The following is a 16,589-nucleotide window of genomic DNA, read 5'->3' as shown; positions in this document are numbered from 1 at the left end:
TTTGTAATTACAGAGATACGTTGCTTATGTTATACTAATATTAATTTAGCGCGGAAGGGGAACAGAAGCAGATGGCTTATAGCGAGCTTTTTAAAAATTACAGTGATATACGCAATTTTATGCGGCGCTTTTATGTATATGGCTTTGAAAAGCGGCAGGATTTTACCGCCAAAAGCTCCAGAAGCTACGATGATAATCGCCGGCGTCTGGACAGCTGGCTGGAGGATTACATGAGCTTCAAGAGCGAAGCGGACGGCAGAGCCTACCGCATTTCCTTCGACAGCAGCAGTATCAGTCATAATCCTTTGTATAAAAGCTGGAAGGCCAAGAGCTTTACGTCCATGGATATTACGCTGCATTTTTATCTGCTGGATATTCTTGCAGACGGCAAGGCCTATTCGGCGGCAGAGCTGTTGGAGCTGCTGAGCGGCCGTTATTTTAACTGTTTCGATAATCGGCTGCGTCAGCCCGATGAATCGACGGTGCGCAACAAGCTGAATGAATATACTGCGCTGGGAATGCTGCGGCTAGTGAAGCAGGGACGGCGCAATCTTTACTGCCTGGCGCGTGATGAAGTGAACTGGCGCAGTTGGCAGCTTGCCTGCGCCTTCTTTTCCGAGGCAGCGCCTTTGGGAGAGGTTGGCTCCTATCTGCTGGATAAATTTGCCGAGGACTGCGAAGCGTTTGCTTTTAAGCATCACTTTATTCTTTATACTATGGACAGCAGGCTTTTGTTTGAGCTGCTGGAGGCGATGAACAGCAGGCAGTCCGTAACGCTTTACCGCTGTGACAAGGACGGCAGCAGCATACCGCAATATGTTTGTCCTTTGAAAATTTACTGTAGCACAAGGACAGGACGACAGTATCTTTTGAGCTATAGCTATGCTGCACGGAAGCTGTTGTTCAACCGCTTGGACCATATCGAGAGTATTGAGGTTAAACGCGCAGAAGGACGTTATGAGGAGTTTCTGCAGCTGGCCAAAGAGGTGGCGCCGCACATCTGGGGCGCAGGCATGCTCAGGACAGATCGGTTGGAGGAAATCAGCTTTACGGTGGAGGCGGCAGCTGACGAGCAGTTTATTGTGCAGCGCCTGGAGCGCGAAAAGCGCTGCGGAACGGTGCAGCAGCTGGATGCGGAGCATTATTGCTTCAGTGCTGCCGTGTATGATGCGCGTGAGCTATTGCCGTGGATACGCACCTTTATCGGGCGTATTACTGCTTTTAGCTGCAGTAACGAGGAAATAGAGCGCATTTTTTATGATGATCTGGAGCAGACGGCAGCCTATTATCTGCAGGAGGTGCAAGCGGATGGCGAAAAATGACAGCTTTTTTAACGAAATATACGGCACCTATTTTAATGTTGTGAGCAGTATTCTGCGGCAGGCGCAGGAAAAACAGCTGACGAAGGACAGCTTGGAGCTGTTGGTGCGGGAGCAGGCCTTTGCCGACAGCTGCCTGACCATTCCCAAGGCACTGCAGGACGGAAGCTGGCCGCTGCTGCAGAAGGATATGACTACGCCGCTGCGGCATGCACCGGCGATGCCGTTGACAACATTGCAGCGTCGCTGGCTGAAAAGCCTGCTGACGGATAAGCGGATACAGCTTTTTGATGTAGATTCCAGCGGACTGGAGAATGTGGAGCCGCTGTTCAGTGAGGAACAGTTTGTGTATTTCGACCGTTACAGCGACGGTGATAATTATGATGATCCCGAGTACAAACAGCATTTTCGCTTGCTGCTGCAGGCGATAACGGAAAAGCGCAGGGTAGAAATCAGCTTTATCAGCGGCAAAAACGAGAGCGTGCGGAAAGAATATCTGCCGCTGCAGCTGGAATATTCGGCGAAGGATGACAAGTTCCGCCTGAAGGCGGTGTGCGAGCGCCATCTGCATTACGTTAATGTGGGGCGCATAAAAAGCTGCAAAATGCTGGAGCAGACGGGTGAGGAGGCCTGCATGCTGCTGGAGCCGGAGCGATGTGCGGTTACCGTCCTGCTGACGGACGAGCGCAATGCTCTGGAGCGGGCGATGCTGCATTTTTCGCATCTGGAAAAGATAACGGAACGCTTGGATGAAAAGCATTACAGGCTGCAGCTGATGTATAACAAAAGTGATGAAACGGAAATGGTTATCCGTATTTTATCCTTCGGACCGTTGCTGCGGGTGCAGGAGGCGGCAGGCTTTATTGAGCTGCTGCGTCACAGGCTGCGTAAGCAGCTGGCGCTGCGGGCTAAAGAGTAAGGGTAAAAATATAATTTGCCGGAAGCTCATTTGATGCCGAAGCCTTATTATAAACCACCGAATCTGTGGAATTTCTGCAGGTTCGGTGTATTTTTTTGTATTCTTAACAGTAATTTGCTTTTACGCAATCAACAAATGTGTTATAATTAACAATACATGTCATTTTTGTGAAGAAGTTGAAATTTTTATGTGTAGGTGATGAAATGGAAATGTTTTTGGTGTCTGTGGGCTTCTATGGCATCGGCGTATTAACCATGCTGCTTCCCCACGGCATGCAGCGTGCTGCACACTGGCTTGCTAACAGCGCTGCCCTTTTTGGCAGCGCTGTCTGCGCTTATGCAGCAGGCCTGCTGCTTTTCGGCGGCGTGAGCCCCGCACCCCTGATCTGGGGCTCGTATTCTTTAGGCTGCGATGGCTGGAGCGCAGTCTTTCTGCTTTTGATCGGTATCGCCGGTGTTGTTACCAGCCTGTACGCGCTTGGTTATGCGCGTGGTTATGAGGGCAGCCGTCTGCGCCTTTTGGGAGGTATGTGGTGCCTGTTTATCATGTCTATGGTACTGGTGCTGCTGGCCGGCGATGCCTTCAGCTTCCTGCTTTTCTGGGAGATTATGGCCGTAGCCTCCTTTATGCTGGTTAACCATGAATCCGAAAAGCGTGCTACCTGGAATGCTGCCTATCAGTATCTGGTTATGACCAGCGTAGGTACGGCGGCGATTATGATTGCCTTTTTGCTGACAGGCTCTGCCAGCGAGGGCTTCAGCTTTGCTGCTATGGCCAAGAATACGTTGGATGGCAGTTGGCAGCATCTTGTTTTTGTCTGTGCCTTTGTCGGTTTTGCTTTGAAGGCCGGTCTGGTGCCGCTGCATGTGTGGCTGCCTAAGGCGCATCCGGCAGCACCCAGTCACGTTTCCGCGCTGATGAGCGGTGTTATGCTGAAGATTGCGCTTTATGGCTTCGGTCGTTTTATGTTCAGCTTTTTGCCTGCCTGGAATTACTGGTGGTGCGTTGCTGTACTGCTGGCAGGCGTAGTATCCGCATTTTTGGGCGTACTCTATGCCCAGATGGAAACGGATATCAAGCGCGTGCTTGCTTATTCCTCCGTGGAAAATATGGGCGTAATTTTTGCTGCCTTCGGCTGCGGTATGCTGATGAAGGCTTCCGGCAGCAGCTTTTATATGCTTGGCTTTGTGGCTGCGTTGGTGCATGCCTTTAACCATAGCATTATGAAGGTGCTGATGTTTATGTGTGCCGGCAGTATTATGCACGGTACCGGAAGCAAAAACCTGGAGCTGTTCGGCGGCCTCGCACGCAAAATGCCGTATACCGCTGTTTTTGCTTTCGTCGGCTCGCTGGCACTCGCCGCTATTCCGCTGACGAACGGCTTTACCGGTGAATGGCTGGTGCTGCAGAGCTTTATCAGCCTGGGTACAAGCTGCGCAGGTCAGGATATCCGCCTGTGGACGGCAGTGTCCTTTGTTCTGCTGGGCTTTACCGGAGCACTGGCTCTAGGCTGCTTTGTACGCTTCTTCGGCATCACCTTCCTGGGCCGTGCTCGCAGTGAAATCGTGGAGCATGCGCACGAATCCGATAAATTTATGCTCGCTGCTATGGGCGTAGCATCTGTTTTAGTTGTTGCTTGCGGTCTTTATCCGCTGCCTGTTGTACGTGCAGCAATGCTGGCGTTGGGCATGCCTGTCGCACTTGATGCCTTCGGTATGAATCTGGCGTGGGCCGGTGTAGGCACTGCTGTCTGCTACAAGCCGCTGCTGCTCTTGGCTCTGCTGCTGGTACTGGGCGCAGTGCTGTGGCTCGCTGTTAAGGATTGCTTTGTTGTGGAGGATGTTACCTGGAACTGCGGTACCTATCCGACGCAGCGTCAGCAGTATTCCGCAACCGGCTTCAGTAAGCCTGTACGTCGTGCCTTCGATTATCTGCTGAAGCCCAAGCGTCAGGTAACCTACATGCGCAAGGAGCATGCTTACTTCGGCCGTCAGCTTTCCTACAAGCTGGAAATTCCCGATATGATTACAGAAAAGCTTTATCAGCCCCTGCAGAAGCATTTTGTAAGTGTTTCCAACTTCCTGCGCCGTCTGCAGCAGGGCAGTGTGCGTTTATATGTTGCCTATGTTATGGTGGCAATGATGTTTGTACTGGTATGGGGGGCGCTTTATAAATGATTTTAGAGAATGAATTGTTACAGCTGGCCCTCGGTATGGCGCAGGCAGTTTTGCTGCTTTTGTGCGCTCCGCTGGTAACCGGCATTGTTAAAAAGGTAAAGGCCTGGATGCAGAACCGTATCGGCAGCAGCATCTGGCAGGAATATTACGATATCCGCAAATGGTGGGGCAAGCCTACTATGCTTACTCCTTATACCAGCATCACCTTCCGTCTGGCACCCTGCGTATATTTTCTGACGACCTTTGCGGCAGCCTGCATGCTGCCGGGATTCTTAGGCGGTCAGGCCGGCTTCGGCGACGTTTTTGTATTTGTTTATCTGTTGGCTTTGGGACGCTTCTTTATGGCAGTTTCCTCGATGGATGCAGCCACCGCCTTCGGCGGCATGGGCGGCAGCCGTGAGGTTTATGTGGCAGCCTTCGTTGAGCCTGTGGTAATGCTGGCCGTGCTTTCCAACGTGCTGCACACCAACAGCACCTCGCTGGCAGGCATGAGCCTGCGTACGGATGAGGTTAACCTGACGGTAGCAGGCGTGCTGACCTGCATTGCCTTCTTCCTGGTGCTGCTCGCAGAAAACAGCCGTATCCCGGTTGATAACCCTGATACGCATCTGGAACTGACGATGATTCATGAATGCATGACACTGGAATATTCCGGCCGTCTGCTGGCGCTCATCCATTGGGCAAGCCAGCTTAAGCTGCTGGTATTCTTAGTGCTCTTCGCTATGCTGTATCTGCCGCTGGATTTGCCGGTTGTATTTAAGGTGCTTATCAGTGCGGTGGCTGTAGGTGTGGTTGAAACCTTGAACAATAAGATGCGCCTTTTCAAGGTGCGTGTATATCTGGCCGCAGCGGGCCTGATGCTGCTGCTGGCAGTAGTGGCACAGTAAGGAGGTAACGATGGAATATTTGGTTGTAAGTTTAATGTTTATCGTTTTCCTGCAGACGCGCTTTGTGGAGCTGCGCCGCGCAACTCTGTGCCTGGCGCTGCAGTCTGCACTGATTGCGGCAGCCTGCCTCGTCGTAGGCATGAGCCATGGCAGCGGCCTGCATGCCTGGCTGCCCGGTGTGCTGACGATTGCCGTTAAGGTGCTCTTTATTCCTTACGCTATTTTGCGCGTGGTAAATCAGCTGCGCGATGAGCGTGAAATTGTCAGTGATATCAATGTTAACTATTCCACTGCTTTTGCAGCCTGCAGTATGGCACTCGGCTACATGGTAATTGACGGTCTGCTGCCGCAGGCAGAGGGACGCGATATTTTAGCGACCTCTATGTTTATGATTATGACCGGTCTGGCGCTGATTGTTATGCGCAGCCGTGCCATTATGCAGATGATCGGCCTGATTACCTTGGAAAACGGCATTTACCTGCTCGGTCTGATTATGACAGAAGGCTTGCCGCTGATTATCGAGCTGGGTATTTTCCTTGATGTGCTGATTGCTGTTGTTATTCTTGTTATTTTAACCTCGCGTCTGCGTCTGTCGTTTAAAACGACGGATACAAATGTGCTGGACAAGCTGAAAGGGTAGGGGATGTAATGTTAACATATATTTTGGTACTGTTATGCCTGCCACCCTTGTGCGCGGTGCTGGCACTGGCTGCGGGCTTCGGCAATAATATCCTGCATTGGCTGCACCGCCTGACGGCAACTGCGGTAGGTGTGTGCGTAGCGCTGATGGCAAAGTCCTTTAATCCCGCTGTGCCCTATGTAGACGATTATTTTTACATTGATGCGTTGAATATGTGGGTAATCATTATTATTACCACACTTTATCTGGCAGCGACCTGGACTGCGCGTAATTATCTTACGCGTGAAGAGCGCTGCGGCGTACTCAAGGGCGAGCAGCTGCAGACCGGCCGTTACTTTGCGCTGATGCAGCTTTTCTGCTGGACGATGTTCATCGTACTGCTGGTAAAAAACTTGGGTCTGATGTGGGTAGCCATCGAAGCGACTACCTTAATCAGTGCGTTGCTCATTTCCTTTAAATTCACCCGCGCTGCTTTGGAAGCAACGTGGAAATACATCATGGTTTGTACCGTCGGCATTTGTCTGGCACTTTTGGGTACACTGGTGCTGTATTATGCACAGCTTGATGCGTTGGGCGGCGAAAAGGCGCTCAGCTGGCTGTACCTGCATGAGCATGCCAAAAGCCTGAACCCGGCTATGACTAAGCTGGCACTGCTGTTTATCGTTATCGGCTACGGTACGAAGGCAGGCATGGCGCCGATGCATACCTGGCTGCCTGATGCCTACGCCGAGGCTCCGTCGCTGACCAGCGGTATGCTGAGCGGTGCACTCTGCAGCTGTGCTATCTATGTATTGCTGCGTAATCTGGTTATCCTGCTGCCGACAGCAGGCGCTGCGATGATGAGCAGCATGCTGCTGTTCTTTGCCGTGCTGACTGTGGCCATTGCGGTACCGTTCGTTGTTGTACAGCGCGACGTTAAGCGTATTCTGGCTTATTCCTCCATGGAAAACATCGGCATTATGGTTGCCGGTATCGGCGTCTTTTCCGCTTTTTCCCTGAAGGCTGTAATGCTGCATATGTACAGCCATGCGATGATTAAGTTTGTTCTGTTCTATATTGCCGGCACTATTATCCAAGAATATCAGACACGTAATATGATGCGTATTCATGGTATGATTAAGGATGTACCGCATACCGCGACCTTCTGGCTTTTGGGTATGCTGGGCATTTTGGGCCTGCCGCCGATGGGCCTTTTCTTCAGTAAGTTTTACATTATGGCGTCTATGTTCCGTGAGGGACATTGGGTAGCAGGCAGTCTGCTGATTATCCTGCTGGCCGGCGTTTTAATCGGTATTTTGTACCACGGCATGCGTATGCTGTGCGATAAATCGAAGCGTCAGCCCTTGGGCGATTTGCTGGGCGCGACCGACGTATCTGTGCTGGCTGTGCTGCTGCTTTTGACCTGCGTAGTGGGCGCCGGCTTTGAAAATATTCCCTGGCTCAACAATCTGCTGACCCAGGCTGTGCGGATTATAGGAGGCTGAGATAATGCTAGTTAAACCGGAAAATTTGCGTGGTGCTGCCAATATCTGCAGCGACAGCGGCAAGCGTCCGCTGGCTGCCATGTTCGGCGCAGACGAAACGCTGCAGGGCGGCGGTCTGGCCATCTACTGCCTGTTCTATAATGCTGCCAAACGCGATATTGATGTTTTGAAGGCTCCGTTCCCTGCGGATGGTCCGCTGGAATATCAGTCGCTGACTACGCTGCTGCCGGCTGCTGCTTGGTATGAGCGTGAGCTGCATGATATGTTCGGCTTCGAGCCGCAGGGACATCCCGATATGCGTCCGCTGGTGCTGCATGAGAGCTTTCCCGAAGGCTTTCATCCGCTGCTGAAAAAATATCCTAAGAATTACGATGCACGCGGAAATCGTGAATACGAAATGCTTACCTCTCAGGGCGAAGGCCTCTTTGAGGTTCCTGTAGGTCCTATCCACGCAGGCATCATCGAGCCCGGTCATTTCCGCTTCAGTCAGGCAGGCGAGGCTATGCTGCAGCTGGATGCCAAGCTGTTCTTTACCCATCGCGGCATTGAAAAGGCTGTCGAAGGTCTTACTCCGATGGAGGCACTGCCGATTGTAGAACGCATCTGCGGTGCCTGCAGTGTAGCAAATACGCTGAGCTTCTGTCAGGCGGTGGAAAAATGTTCGGAGGCGGAGGTGCCTTACCGTGCGTGGTTAATCCGTACACTGGCTGCGGAGATGGAGCGCTTGTATAACCATGTGGGCGATACGGGCAATATTTGCGCCGGTGTCGGCTTCTCGCCTGTAATCAGCATGGGGGCGCGTCTGAAGGAATACCTGATGCAGCTTAACGAAATGCTGGCAGGCAACCGTTTCCTGCGCGGCCTGATTATCCCCGGCGGTGTGCAGTACGATGTTACTGACGCAATGTTGGAGGAAATCGAGGAGGTTCTGCGTGAGGTAGAGGCTGTTTATGCCGATATGGTGCATATCATGTGGGAGCAGGCGAACTTCGTCAACCGTATCCGTACCACCGGCAGAGTGCGTCCGGAAACTGCCTTTGATCTGGCTATGGTAGGCGTGGGTGCGCGTGCCAGCGGCAGTACCCGTGACAGCCGTAAGGATATCGGCTACGGTATTTATGATGAGCTTGATTTTGAGGTTATTACGGAAACAGCTGGGGATGTCGAAGCACGTATCAAGGTGCGTATCGGTGAGGTTGCCCAGAGCCTGAAGCTGGTGCGTCAGCTTATCAGCAAGCTGCGCCGCAACGCGGAAACGCAGCTGGCGGTAGAGCTGGGCGAGCTGCAGCAGGAGGAAGGTCATTTTACCTGGGGCATCAGCGAATCTGCCCGCGGTGATAATCTGCACTGCCTGCTGCTGGATAAGGAAGGCCGCATAGACCGCCTGTTTGTGCGCAGTGCCTCCTATCCTAACTGGCCGGCACTAACTGTGGCAGTACAGGGCGACATCATTCCGGACTTCCCGTTAATAAATAAGAGCTTTGAGTTATGCTATGCCTGCATAGACCGCTAAGGAGGTGGCAAGATGTTAAAAATGCTGGAGGCAATTTTTCACGGAAAGATTGCTACCGAAAATATTGATACTACGGGCCACAAGCGTCTGCGCGGTCAGCTGCAGTGCGACGGCGGCTGTGACGGCTGCGGTGCCTGTGCCGCTGCCTGCCCGGTCGGCGCTGTGAGTGTGGCTGACGGTAAAGCAAAAATAGATTACAGTAAGTGCGTTTTCTGCGGACGCTGTGTGGAGGCCTGCGCGCGTAAGGCGCTGGTGCATACGAACCATGATGCTTTGGCGCAGATTCTGGCTGACAGTGCCGTGGAGGTCAGCGAGGCTGTTACGGCAAAGCTGGGACGCTCTCTGCATGTACGTCATCTTGACGCTGGCAGCTGCAATGCCTGCGACTTTGAGCTGGGTGCGATGAGCAATCCTGTTTATGATTTACACCGTTACGGTATCGCCTTCGTTGCTTCTCCGCGTCATGCGGATATGCTGATGGTTACCGGCGTAGTTACGCGCAACCTGGAGCAGGCGCTGCGTATGACCTATGACGCTATGCCTGAACCGAAAATGGTTATGGCTTGCGGTGCCTGTGCCTGTGGCGGCGAAACCTATGGCAGCACTTATGCTGTTGTAGGACGTGCGGCTGACGTGGTGCCGGTTGATATTGCTGTGCCTGGATGCCCGCCGCGACCTGCTGCAATTATTGTGGCTTTGTGTGCTGCGGCAGACATGCTGAAGGAAAGAATGTAACCTTGTTTTAAAAAAGAATTAATCAGTATTTTATTACACTGATTAATTCTTTTTTTGCATTTTTATACTTGTACTCTGCTGTAATACGTGATAATATATAGAAAATCAGTTACGTTAGATAAACTGATATGGGGAATACAAATGAGGGGGTTTGAAAAATGATTGTTTTTAGACCGGCAACTTTCAGCGATGTAGAACATATACACAAATTGCTGAATTATTATGCAAAGGAAGGCTTGATGCTGCCACGTGCGCGCAATGCAATTTATGAGAATCTGCGCGATTATATTTTAGCGGTGGAAAACAACCGCTTGTTGGGTTGCGGTGCGCTGCATTTTGTCTGGGACCGCTTTGCAGAAATCCGCTCGCTGGCGGTGGAACCGAGCTTGCAGAAAACAGGTATAGGCCGTCAGCTGGTGGAGCATTTGGAAAAGGAGGGCATTGAGCGCGGAGTGACGATGTTTTTCACTCTGACCTATCAGCCGGGATTTTTTGCCAAGTGCGATTATATTGAAACTGCGAAGGATAAGCTGCCGCAGAAGGTATGGAAGGAATGCGTGTATTGTCCGCAGTATCCGTACTGCAATGAGATTGCTTTCATCAAGACAACAGTTGATTATGAGCCGTCGCAAATCAAATTCTAAAATTTAAGGGCTGCCGTGCACATTTGTCATCGCTGATGACGAGGCTGCGCTGAGGGCAGCTCTTTTATTTTTTTGCATCGAATGTTAAAATAAAAAGACAGAGTATAAATTTTACACGGTAATTTTACCGTTGTTATACCGGATAAATTTACGGAAAAGAGGTTGATTTTATGAAATTATATTCCTGGAATGTTAACGGTTTGCGTGCCTGCATGACGAAGGGCTTTGCCGAATTTTTGCAGGAGGCAGCACCGGATATTATTTGTCTGCAGGAAACGAAGATGCAGCGTGAGCAGGCTGATTTTGTGTTCCCCGGCTATGAGGAGTATTGGAACAGTGCGGAGCGCAAGGGCTACAGCGGTACTGCTGTGTTTACGAAGGTTAAGCCTTTGGCTGTTACCTATGGCTTGGGACAGGAGGAGCACGATAAGGAAGGCCGTGTGATTACGCTGGAGTTTGCGAGCTTTTATCTGGTGACGGTGTATACGCCTAATTCCAAGGATGGCCTGGCGCGTCTTGATTACCGCATGGTGTGGGAGGATGTGTTCCGTGCTTATCTGCAGGAGCTGGATGCGAAGAAGCCGGTTGTTGTCTGCGGTGATCTGAATGTGGCGGCTGAGGAGATTGATTTGAAGAATCCTAAGACTAACCGCAGGAATGCAGGCTTTACGGATGAGGAGCGTGCTAAGTTCCGTGAGCTGAAGGCCGCTGGATTTACGGACAGCTTCCGTTATCTGCATCCGGAGGAGGTTAAGTACAGCTGGTGGAGCTATCGCTTTAAGGCGCGCGAGAAGAATGCGGGTTGGCGTATTGATTATTTTGTGGTGTCGGACAGGATTGCGGATAAGTTGCAGAGTGCGGAGATTCACAATGAGGTTTTCGGCAGCGACCATTGTCCGGTAAGTATTGAGCTGGATGTGTAAGGGTTGAGTCTGGCGTTGCAATTGCATATTTTGTACTTTCATTTTTACGGTTTTGGTTTTTGTTTTTTAGTTGGTGATGAACATGGATTTTAAAATTCAGGCTCCGTTTGAGCCTGCCGGCGACCAGCCGCAGGCGATTGCCAACCTGGCGGAGGGCGTAGAGCAGGGCCTGCGCACGCAGGTTTTGCTGGGCGCAACGGGTACAGGTAAGACGTATACGATTGCGCAGGTAATCAATAAGGTGCGCAAGCCGACGCTGGTGATTGCGCATAATAAGACGCTGGCGGCACAGCTGGCGAGTGAGCTGAAGGCGTTCTTCCCGGAGAATGCGGTGGAATATTTTGTTTCGTATTATGATTATTATCAGCCGGAGGCGTATATTCCCCAGTCGGATACGTATATTGAGAAGGATGCTTCGATTAACGATGAGATTGATAAGCTGCGCCACAGTGCGACCAGCGCTTTGTTTGAGCGCAAGGATGTTATTATCGTAGCCAGCGTTTCCTGTATTTACGGCTTAGGCGCTCCGCAGGAGTATTATGATATGGTGCTGTCGCTGCGCTTGGGGCAGATTATCGACCGCCAGAAGATTTTACATAAGCTGGTGGAGATTCAGTATACGCGCAATGATATTGATTTTAAGCGCGGCACCTTCCGTGTGCGCGGTGACGTGATTGAGGTTATTCCGGCGGCCTACGGCGAGAAGGCAGTGCGTATTGAAATGTTCGATGATGAGGTTGACCGCATTGTGGAATTTGATGTGCTGACGGGCGAGATTCTGGCGCAGCGCAATCATGTGGCAATTTTCCCGGCGAGCCACTATGTAACGAGCCGTGAGAATCTTGAACGCGCTATGAATGATATCCGCGAGGAGCTGGACGAGCGCCTGGATGAGCTGAATAAGCATGGCAGGCTGCTGGAGGCACAGCGTCTTGAGCAGCGTACGAATTATGACCTCGAGATGATGCAGGAGATGGGCTATTGCTCCGGCATCGAAAACTATTCGCGCCATCTGGCTGGCCGTAAGGCCGGTGAGCCGCCGTTTACGCTGGTAAATTATTTTCCTAAGGATTTTTTGCTGGTAGTGGATGAGTCGCATGTAACGCTGCCGCAGATTCGCGCTATGTATGCCGGTGACCGCTCGCGTAAGGAGATGCTGGTGGAGCATGGCTTCCGTCTGCCTTCGGCCTATGATAACAGACCGCTGACCTTTGATGAGTTTCAGGCACAGATTAAGCAGGCGATTTATGTTTCTGCTACGCCGGCGAAGTATGAGCTGGAGCAGGCGGACAATGTTGTCGAGCAGATTATTCGTCCGACCGGACTGCTGGACCCGCAGATTGAAATCCGCCCGATTAAGGGACAGATTGACGATTTGTTGGGCGAAATAAACAAGGTTGCCGCCGCAGGCGAGCGTGTGCTGGTGACTACGCTGACGAAGCGCATGGCGGAGGACTTGACGGAATATCTGAAGCAAGCAGGGGTGCGTGTGCGCTACCTGCATTCGGAAATCGCCACGATTGAAAGAGCGGAGATCATCGACAGCCTGCGTGCCGGTAAGTTTGACGTGCTGGTAGGCATTAACCTGCTGCGTGAAGGCCTTGATTTGCCCGAGGTATCGCTGATTGCGATTCTGGATGCCGATAAGGAAGGCTTTTTGCGCAGTGATACGGCGATGATTCAGACTATCGGACGCGCTGCGCGTAATGCTCACGGTCGTGTTATTATGTATGCCGACCGTATTACCGACAGCATGCAGCGGGCGATAGACGAAACTAATCGCCGCCGTGAAAAGCAGCAGGCGTACAACGAGGAGCACCACATTACGCCTAAGACGATTTACAAGGAGCAGCGCCAGCTGATTAAGCTGACGAAGGTGGCAGACACCGAGGAGGCAACGTCCTATGGTAGCAGTAAGAAGCTGAAGCAGAAATCAACTAAGGAGCTGAACACGCTGGCCCGCGAGCTGGAAAGACGGATGCAGGAGACGGCGAAGGCGCTGGATTTCGAGGCGGCGGCCGAGCTGCGTGACCAGCTGATTATCGTCAAAGGACAGCTGGGGCAGAAGCTGGTGCCGAAGAAAAAGAAAAAATAAATGCCGATGCGGAAGTTTGACTTTTCCTGTTTGGCGTTATATAATATACAATATATTTTTATTCAAATTCTGTGAAGCGGAGCAGTAGTCTGCAGTATCTTACAGAAAGTCGGCGGTTGATGCGAGCCGGCAGTTAGGGCAGATGAACTCACCGTGAAGAAGCCGCAAGGAAATGTGCGGACGTGATGCTGCGTTAAGGCTAATTGAGTGGCGGCTGTAGCCGCAATCAGGGTGGTACCGCGAATTTTTCGTCCCTGACCTTCTTTAAGGTCGGGGATTTTTTATTTTCGACCAACTATAATACCTGGGAGGTAATGAAATGATTCAAGAAAAGTATGCTCCCCATGATATTGAAGCTAAATGGCAAAAATACTGGGAAGAAAACAAAACCTTTAAAGTAGAGATGGATAAGGATAAGCCTAAATCCTACGTTCTGGAAATGTTCCCCTATCCGTCCGGCAACCTGCACATGGGTCACGTTCGTAACTATTCCATCGGCGACGTAATCGCACGTTTCCGCACCATGAAGGGCTTCAACGTTCTGCATCCGATGGGTTGGGACTCCTTTGGTATGCCTGCTGAAAACGCTGCTATCAAACACAATATTCCGCCTAAAAAATGGACTCTGGAAAACATCGCTAACATGACTCGCCAACTGAAGGCTCTCGGTCTGTCCTACGATTGGGACCGCGAGGTTACCACCTGTAAGGAAGATTATTACAAATGGACTCAATGGTTCTTTGAGCTGTTCTACAAACGCGGTCTGGCAGTTAAAAAGGAATCTGCCGTAAACTGGTGCGACACCTGTAACACCGTATTGGCTAACGAGCAGGTTATCGACGGCAAATGCTGGCGCTGCGACCATGAGGTTGTTAAAAAGGATTTGAGCCAATGGTTCTTCAAAATCACCGATTATGCTGATGAGCTGCTGAAGGATCTTGACCTGCTGCCGGGCTGGCCCGAGCGCGTAAAAACCATGCAGCATAACTGGATCGGCCGTAGCGAAGGCTTGGAATTCTCCTTTGAAATCCCGGCACTTAACGATACTGTTGCTGTTTACACCACCCGTCCGGATACTGCTTACGGCGTAACCTTCATGGCTCTGGCTGCTGAGCATCCGCTGATTAAAAAGATTTGCGAAAACAATCCGAAGGCTGACGAAATCAACGCCTTCTGCGAGCGTGTACGCAATCAGTCCGAAATTGAACGTACCTCCAGCGAATCCGAAAAAGAGGGCGTATTCACCGGCGTATACTGCATCAACCCGTTCACCGGCCGCAAGGTAGAAATCTGGGTAACCAACTATGTACTGTATGATTACGGTACCGGCGCTGTAATGGGCGTTCCTACTGGTGACCAACGTGACTGGATGTTTGCTGACAAATACGGCATTGAAAAAATCGTTACCATCTGCCCTATTGGCAAAGAGCTGAAGCTGGAAGAAATGACCTGCGCTTACGAAGAAAAAGAAGGCATGCTGGTTAACTCCGGCGAATTCACCGGCATGGAAATGCACAAGGCTATGAGCGCTATCATGGATAAGGCTGAAGCTGAAGGCTTCGGTAAACGCCGTGTAAACTATCGTCTGCGCGATTGGCTGATCAGCCGTCAGCGTTATTGGGGCGCTCCGATTCCTATCATTTATTGCCCGCACTGCGGCGAGGTTCTGGTTCCGGAAGACCAGCTGCCGGTTCGCCTGCCTGAGGACGTAAGCTTCAATGCCGGTGCTAAATCTCCGCTGGCAACATCCGAAGAATTTGTTCACTGCAAATGCCCGAAATGTGGTGCTGACGCAACCCGTGAAACCGATACCATGGACACCTTCCTGTGCTCCTCCTGGTACTATCTGCGTTATACCGACGCACACAACGACAAGATGCCGTTTGACAAGGAGCTCAATAACTATTGGGGTCCTGTAGACCAATATATCGGCGGTATTGAGCATGCTATTCTGCATCTGCTGTATTCCCGCTTCTTTGTAAAGGTTCTGCGCGATGCAGGCCTGGTTGATTACGATGAACCGTTCAGCAACCTGCTGACTCAGGGCATGGTAATCAAAGACGGTGCTAAGATGAGTAAATCTCTGGGCAACGTTGTTTCCCCTGAAGAAATTCTTTCCAAATACGGTGCTGATACCGCGCGTCTGTTCATCCTCTTCGCTGCTCCTCCTGAAAGAGAGCTGGAGTGGAGCGACCAGGGCGTTGAAGGCTCCTTCCGCTTCCTGAACCGTATCTGGCGTATTGTACAAGCATTTGAAGCTGTTCTGGCACAAAAGGTTACCGAATACGATCACAGCAACCTGAGCGAAGCAGATAAGGACCTGCGCCGTGTACTGCATAGCAGCATTAAGAAGGTTACCAACGATATCGAAACCCGCTTCAACTTCAACACTGCTATTTCCACTATGATGGAATTGGTTAACGCTCTCTATGCTTATAAAGAAGCTGCTAAAGAGCCGAATGCTGGTCTGGTTTACGAAGCAATTTCCGACCTTATCAAGATGATGAGCCCGTTTGTTCCGCATATCACCGAAGAGCTGTGGCGCGGTGCTATCGATGCCAACAGCAGCGTACATGAACAAAGCTGGCCTGAGTGCGATGAAGAAGCCCTGAAGGTTGACAATGTAGAAATCGTTCTGCAGGTTAACGGCAAAGTTCGCGGTCGTCTGACTGTTCCGGCTGAAGCTACCAAGGAAGAGCTGGAGAAGATTGCTATGGCTGACGCTAACGTTCAGGCTCACATCGGCGATGCAACCGTACGTAAGGTTATCTGCGTACCCGGCCGTCTGGTAAACATCGTAGCGAAGTGACACCCACTTTGTCGCGAGCAATAGCGAAGCGAGAAAGTGAAATGGTGGAACGAATCCCCGTTGCGAGCGGATAGCGAGCAAGAAGAGGGGAGAAATAAAATTAGAAATAAAATCTGTCGCGAGCTTTAGTATTACTGGCCACTAACCACTAATTACTAACCGCGACCACCGCAGTTACAGCTGTCCTGCAACAGGCAGTTTCCGCAGACTGTAGCGCGGACAAAAAAATAAGCAGTGCATGTCAGCAATGACATTATTTAGTAGTACTAAATAACGCTTACATTTTCAGAGTCTCTGAGAATAACGTAATTGTTATTCTTGGGGGCTCTTTTTGTTTTTTTGTGATGTTTATCCAGCGATTAATTTAAAGGAGGCTCCCCTAGGGGGGAGCTGTCACCCGTAAGGGTAACTGAGAGGGGATAGAGTTCAGAAAACAGTTGCACA

The 16,589-nt window shown here is 51.1% G+C and carries 12 protein-coding genes and 1 other annotated feature; all 12 genes read left to right on the top strand.

The window, feature by feature from the left end; all coding sequences use genetic code 11:
• Positions 1-71: 71 nt before the first annotated feature.
• Complete coding sequence (locus HMPREF9443_RS07000) at positions 72-1,322, top strand: WYL domain-containing protein (RefSeq protein ID WP_040565232.1); 1,251 nt, start codon at positions 72-74, stop codon at positions 1,320-1,322.
• Positions 1,309-2,238, top strand: a complete 930-nt coding sequence (locus HMPREF9443_RS06995) for a WYL domain-containing protein (protein ID WP_009145867.1) — start codon at positions 1,309-1,311, stop codon at positions 2,236-2,238. Before HMPREF9443_RS07000 ends, HMPREF9443_RS06995 begins: the two co-directional genes overlap by 14 nt.
• Before the next feature lie 167 nt (positions 2,239-2,405).
• Positions 2,406-4,415, top strand: a complete 2,010-nt coding sequence (locus tag HMPREF9443_RS06990) for a proton-conducting transporter transmembrane domain-containing protein (RefSeq protein WP_009145866.1) — start codon at positions 2,406-2,408, stop codon at positions 4,413-4,415.
• On the top strand, positions 4,412-5,302 hold the full coding sequence (locus tag HMPREF9443_RS06985; RefSeq protein ID WP_009145865.1) for a respiratory chain complex I subunit 1 family protein: 891 nt from the start codon (positions 4,412-4,414) through the stop codon (positions 5,300-5,302). The genes HMPREF9443_RS06990 and HMPREF9443_RS06985 overlap by 4 nt, the downstream gene beginning before the upstream one ends.
• Positions 5,303-5,312: 10 nt before the next feature.
• Positions 5,313-5,942 (top strand): hypothetical protein, encoded by a 630-nt coding sequence (locus tag HMPREF9443_RS06980; RefSeq protein ID WP_009145864.1) that lies wholly within the window; start codon positions 5,313-5,315, stop codon positions 5,940-5,942.
• A gap of 8 nt (positions 5,943-5,950) precedes the next feature.
• Positions 5,951-7,426 (top strand): hydrogenase 4 subunit F, encoded by a 1,476-nt coding sequence (locus HMPREF9443_RS06975; protein WP_009145863.1) that lies wholly within the window; start codon positions 5,951-5,953, stop codon positions 7,424-7,426.
• Positions 7,427-7,430: 4 nt separating this feature from the next.
• Positions 7,431-8,939 (top strand): hydrogenase large subunit, encoded by a 1,509-nt coding sequence (locus HMPREF9443_RS06970; RefSeq protein WP_009145862.1) that lies wholly within the window; start codon positions 7,431-7,433, stop codon positions 8,937-8,939.
• A gap of 12 nt (positions 8,940-8,951) precedes the next feature.
• On the top strand, positions 8,952-9,674 hold the full coding sequence (gene nuoB / locus HMPREF9443_RS06965; protein WP_009145861.1) for an NADH-quinone oxidoreductase subunit NuoB: 723 nt from the start codon (positions 8,952-8,954) through the stop codon (positions 9,672-9,674).
• 161 nt (positions 9,675-9,835) lie between these two features.
• Positions 9,836-10,318, top strand: a complete 483-nt coding sequence (locus tag HMPREF9443_RS06960) for an N-acetyltransferase (RefSeq protein WP_044484792.1) — start codon at positions 9,836-9,838, stop codon at positions 10,316-10,318.
• Positions 10,319-10,488: 170 nt separating this feature from the next.
• Positions 10,489-11,241, top strand: coding sequence for an exodeoxyribonuclease III (locus HMPREF9443_RS06955; RefSeq protein WP_040565230.1), 753 nt, complete (start codon positions 10,489-10,491; stop codon positions 11,239-11,241).
• A gap of 82 nt (positions 11,242-11,323) precedes the next feature.
• Positions 11,324-13,336, top strand: coding sequence for an excinuclease ABC subunit UvrB (gene uvrB / locus HMPREF9443_RS06950; RefSeq protein WP_326569846.1), 2,013 nt, complete (start codon positions 11,324-11,326; stop codon positions 13,334-13,336).
• Between the two features lie 62 nt (positions 13,337-13,398).
• Positions 13,399-13,595, top strand: a binding site (T-box leader).
• Between the two features lie 60 nt (positions 13,596-13,655).
• The gene (gene leuS / locus HMPREF9443_RS06945) at positions 13,656-16,145 is read left to right on the top strand and encodes a leucine--tRNA ligase (protein WP_009145856.1); all 2,490 of its coding nucleotides are present in this window, start codon (positions 13,656-13,658) and stop codon (positions 16,143-16,145) included.
• Positions 16,146-16,589: the final 444 nt, after the last annotated feature.

The organism is Phascolarctobacterium succinatutens YIT 12067, from assembly GCF_000188175.1.
Lineage (GTDB): Bacteria > Bacillota > Negativicutes > Acidaminococcales > Acidaminococcaceae > Phascolarctobacterium_A > Phascolarctobacterium_A succinatutens.
This window is presented reverse-complemented; position numbering and strand designations above follow the sequence as displayed.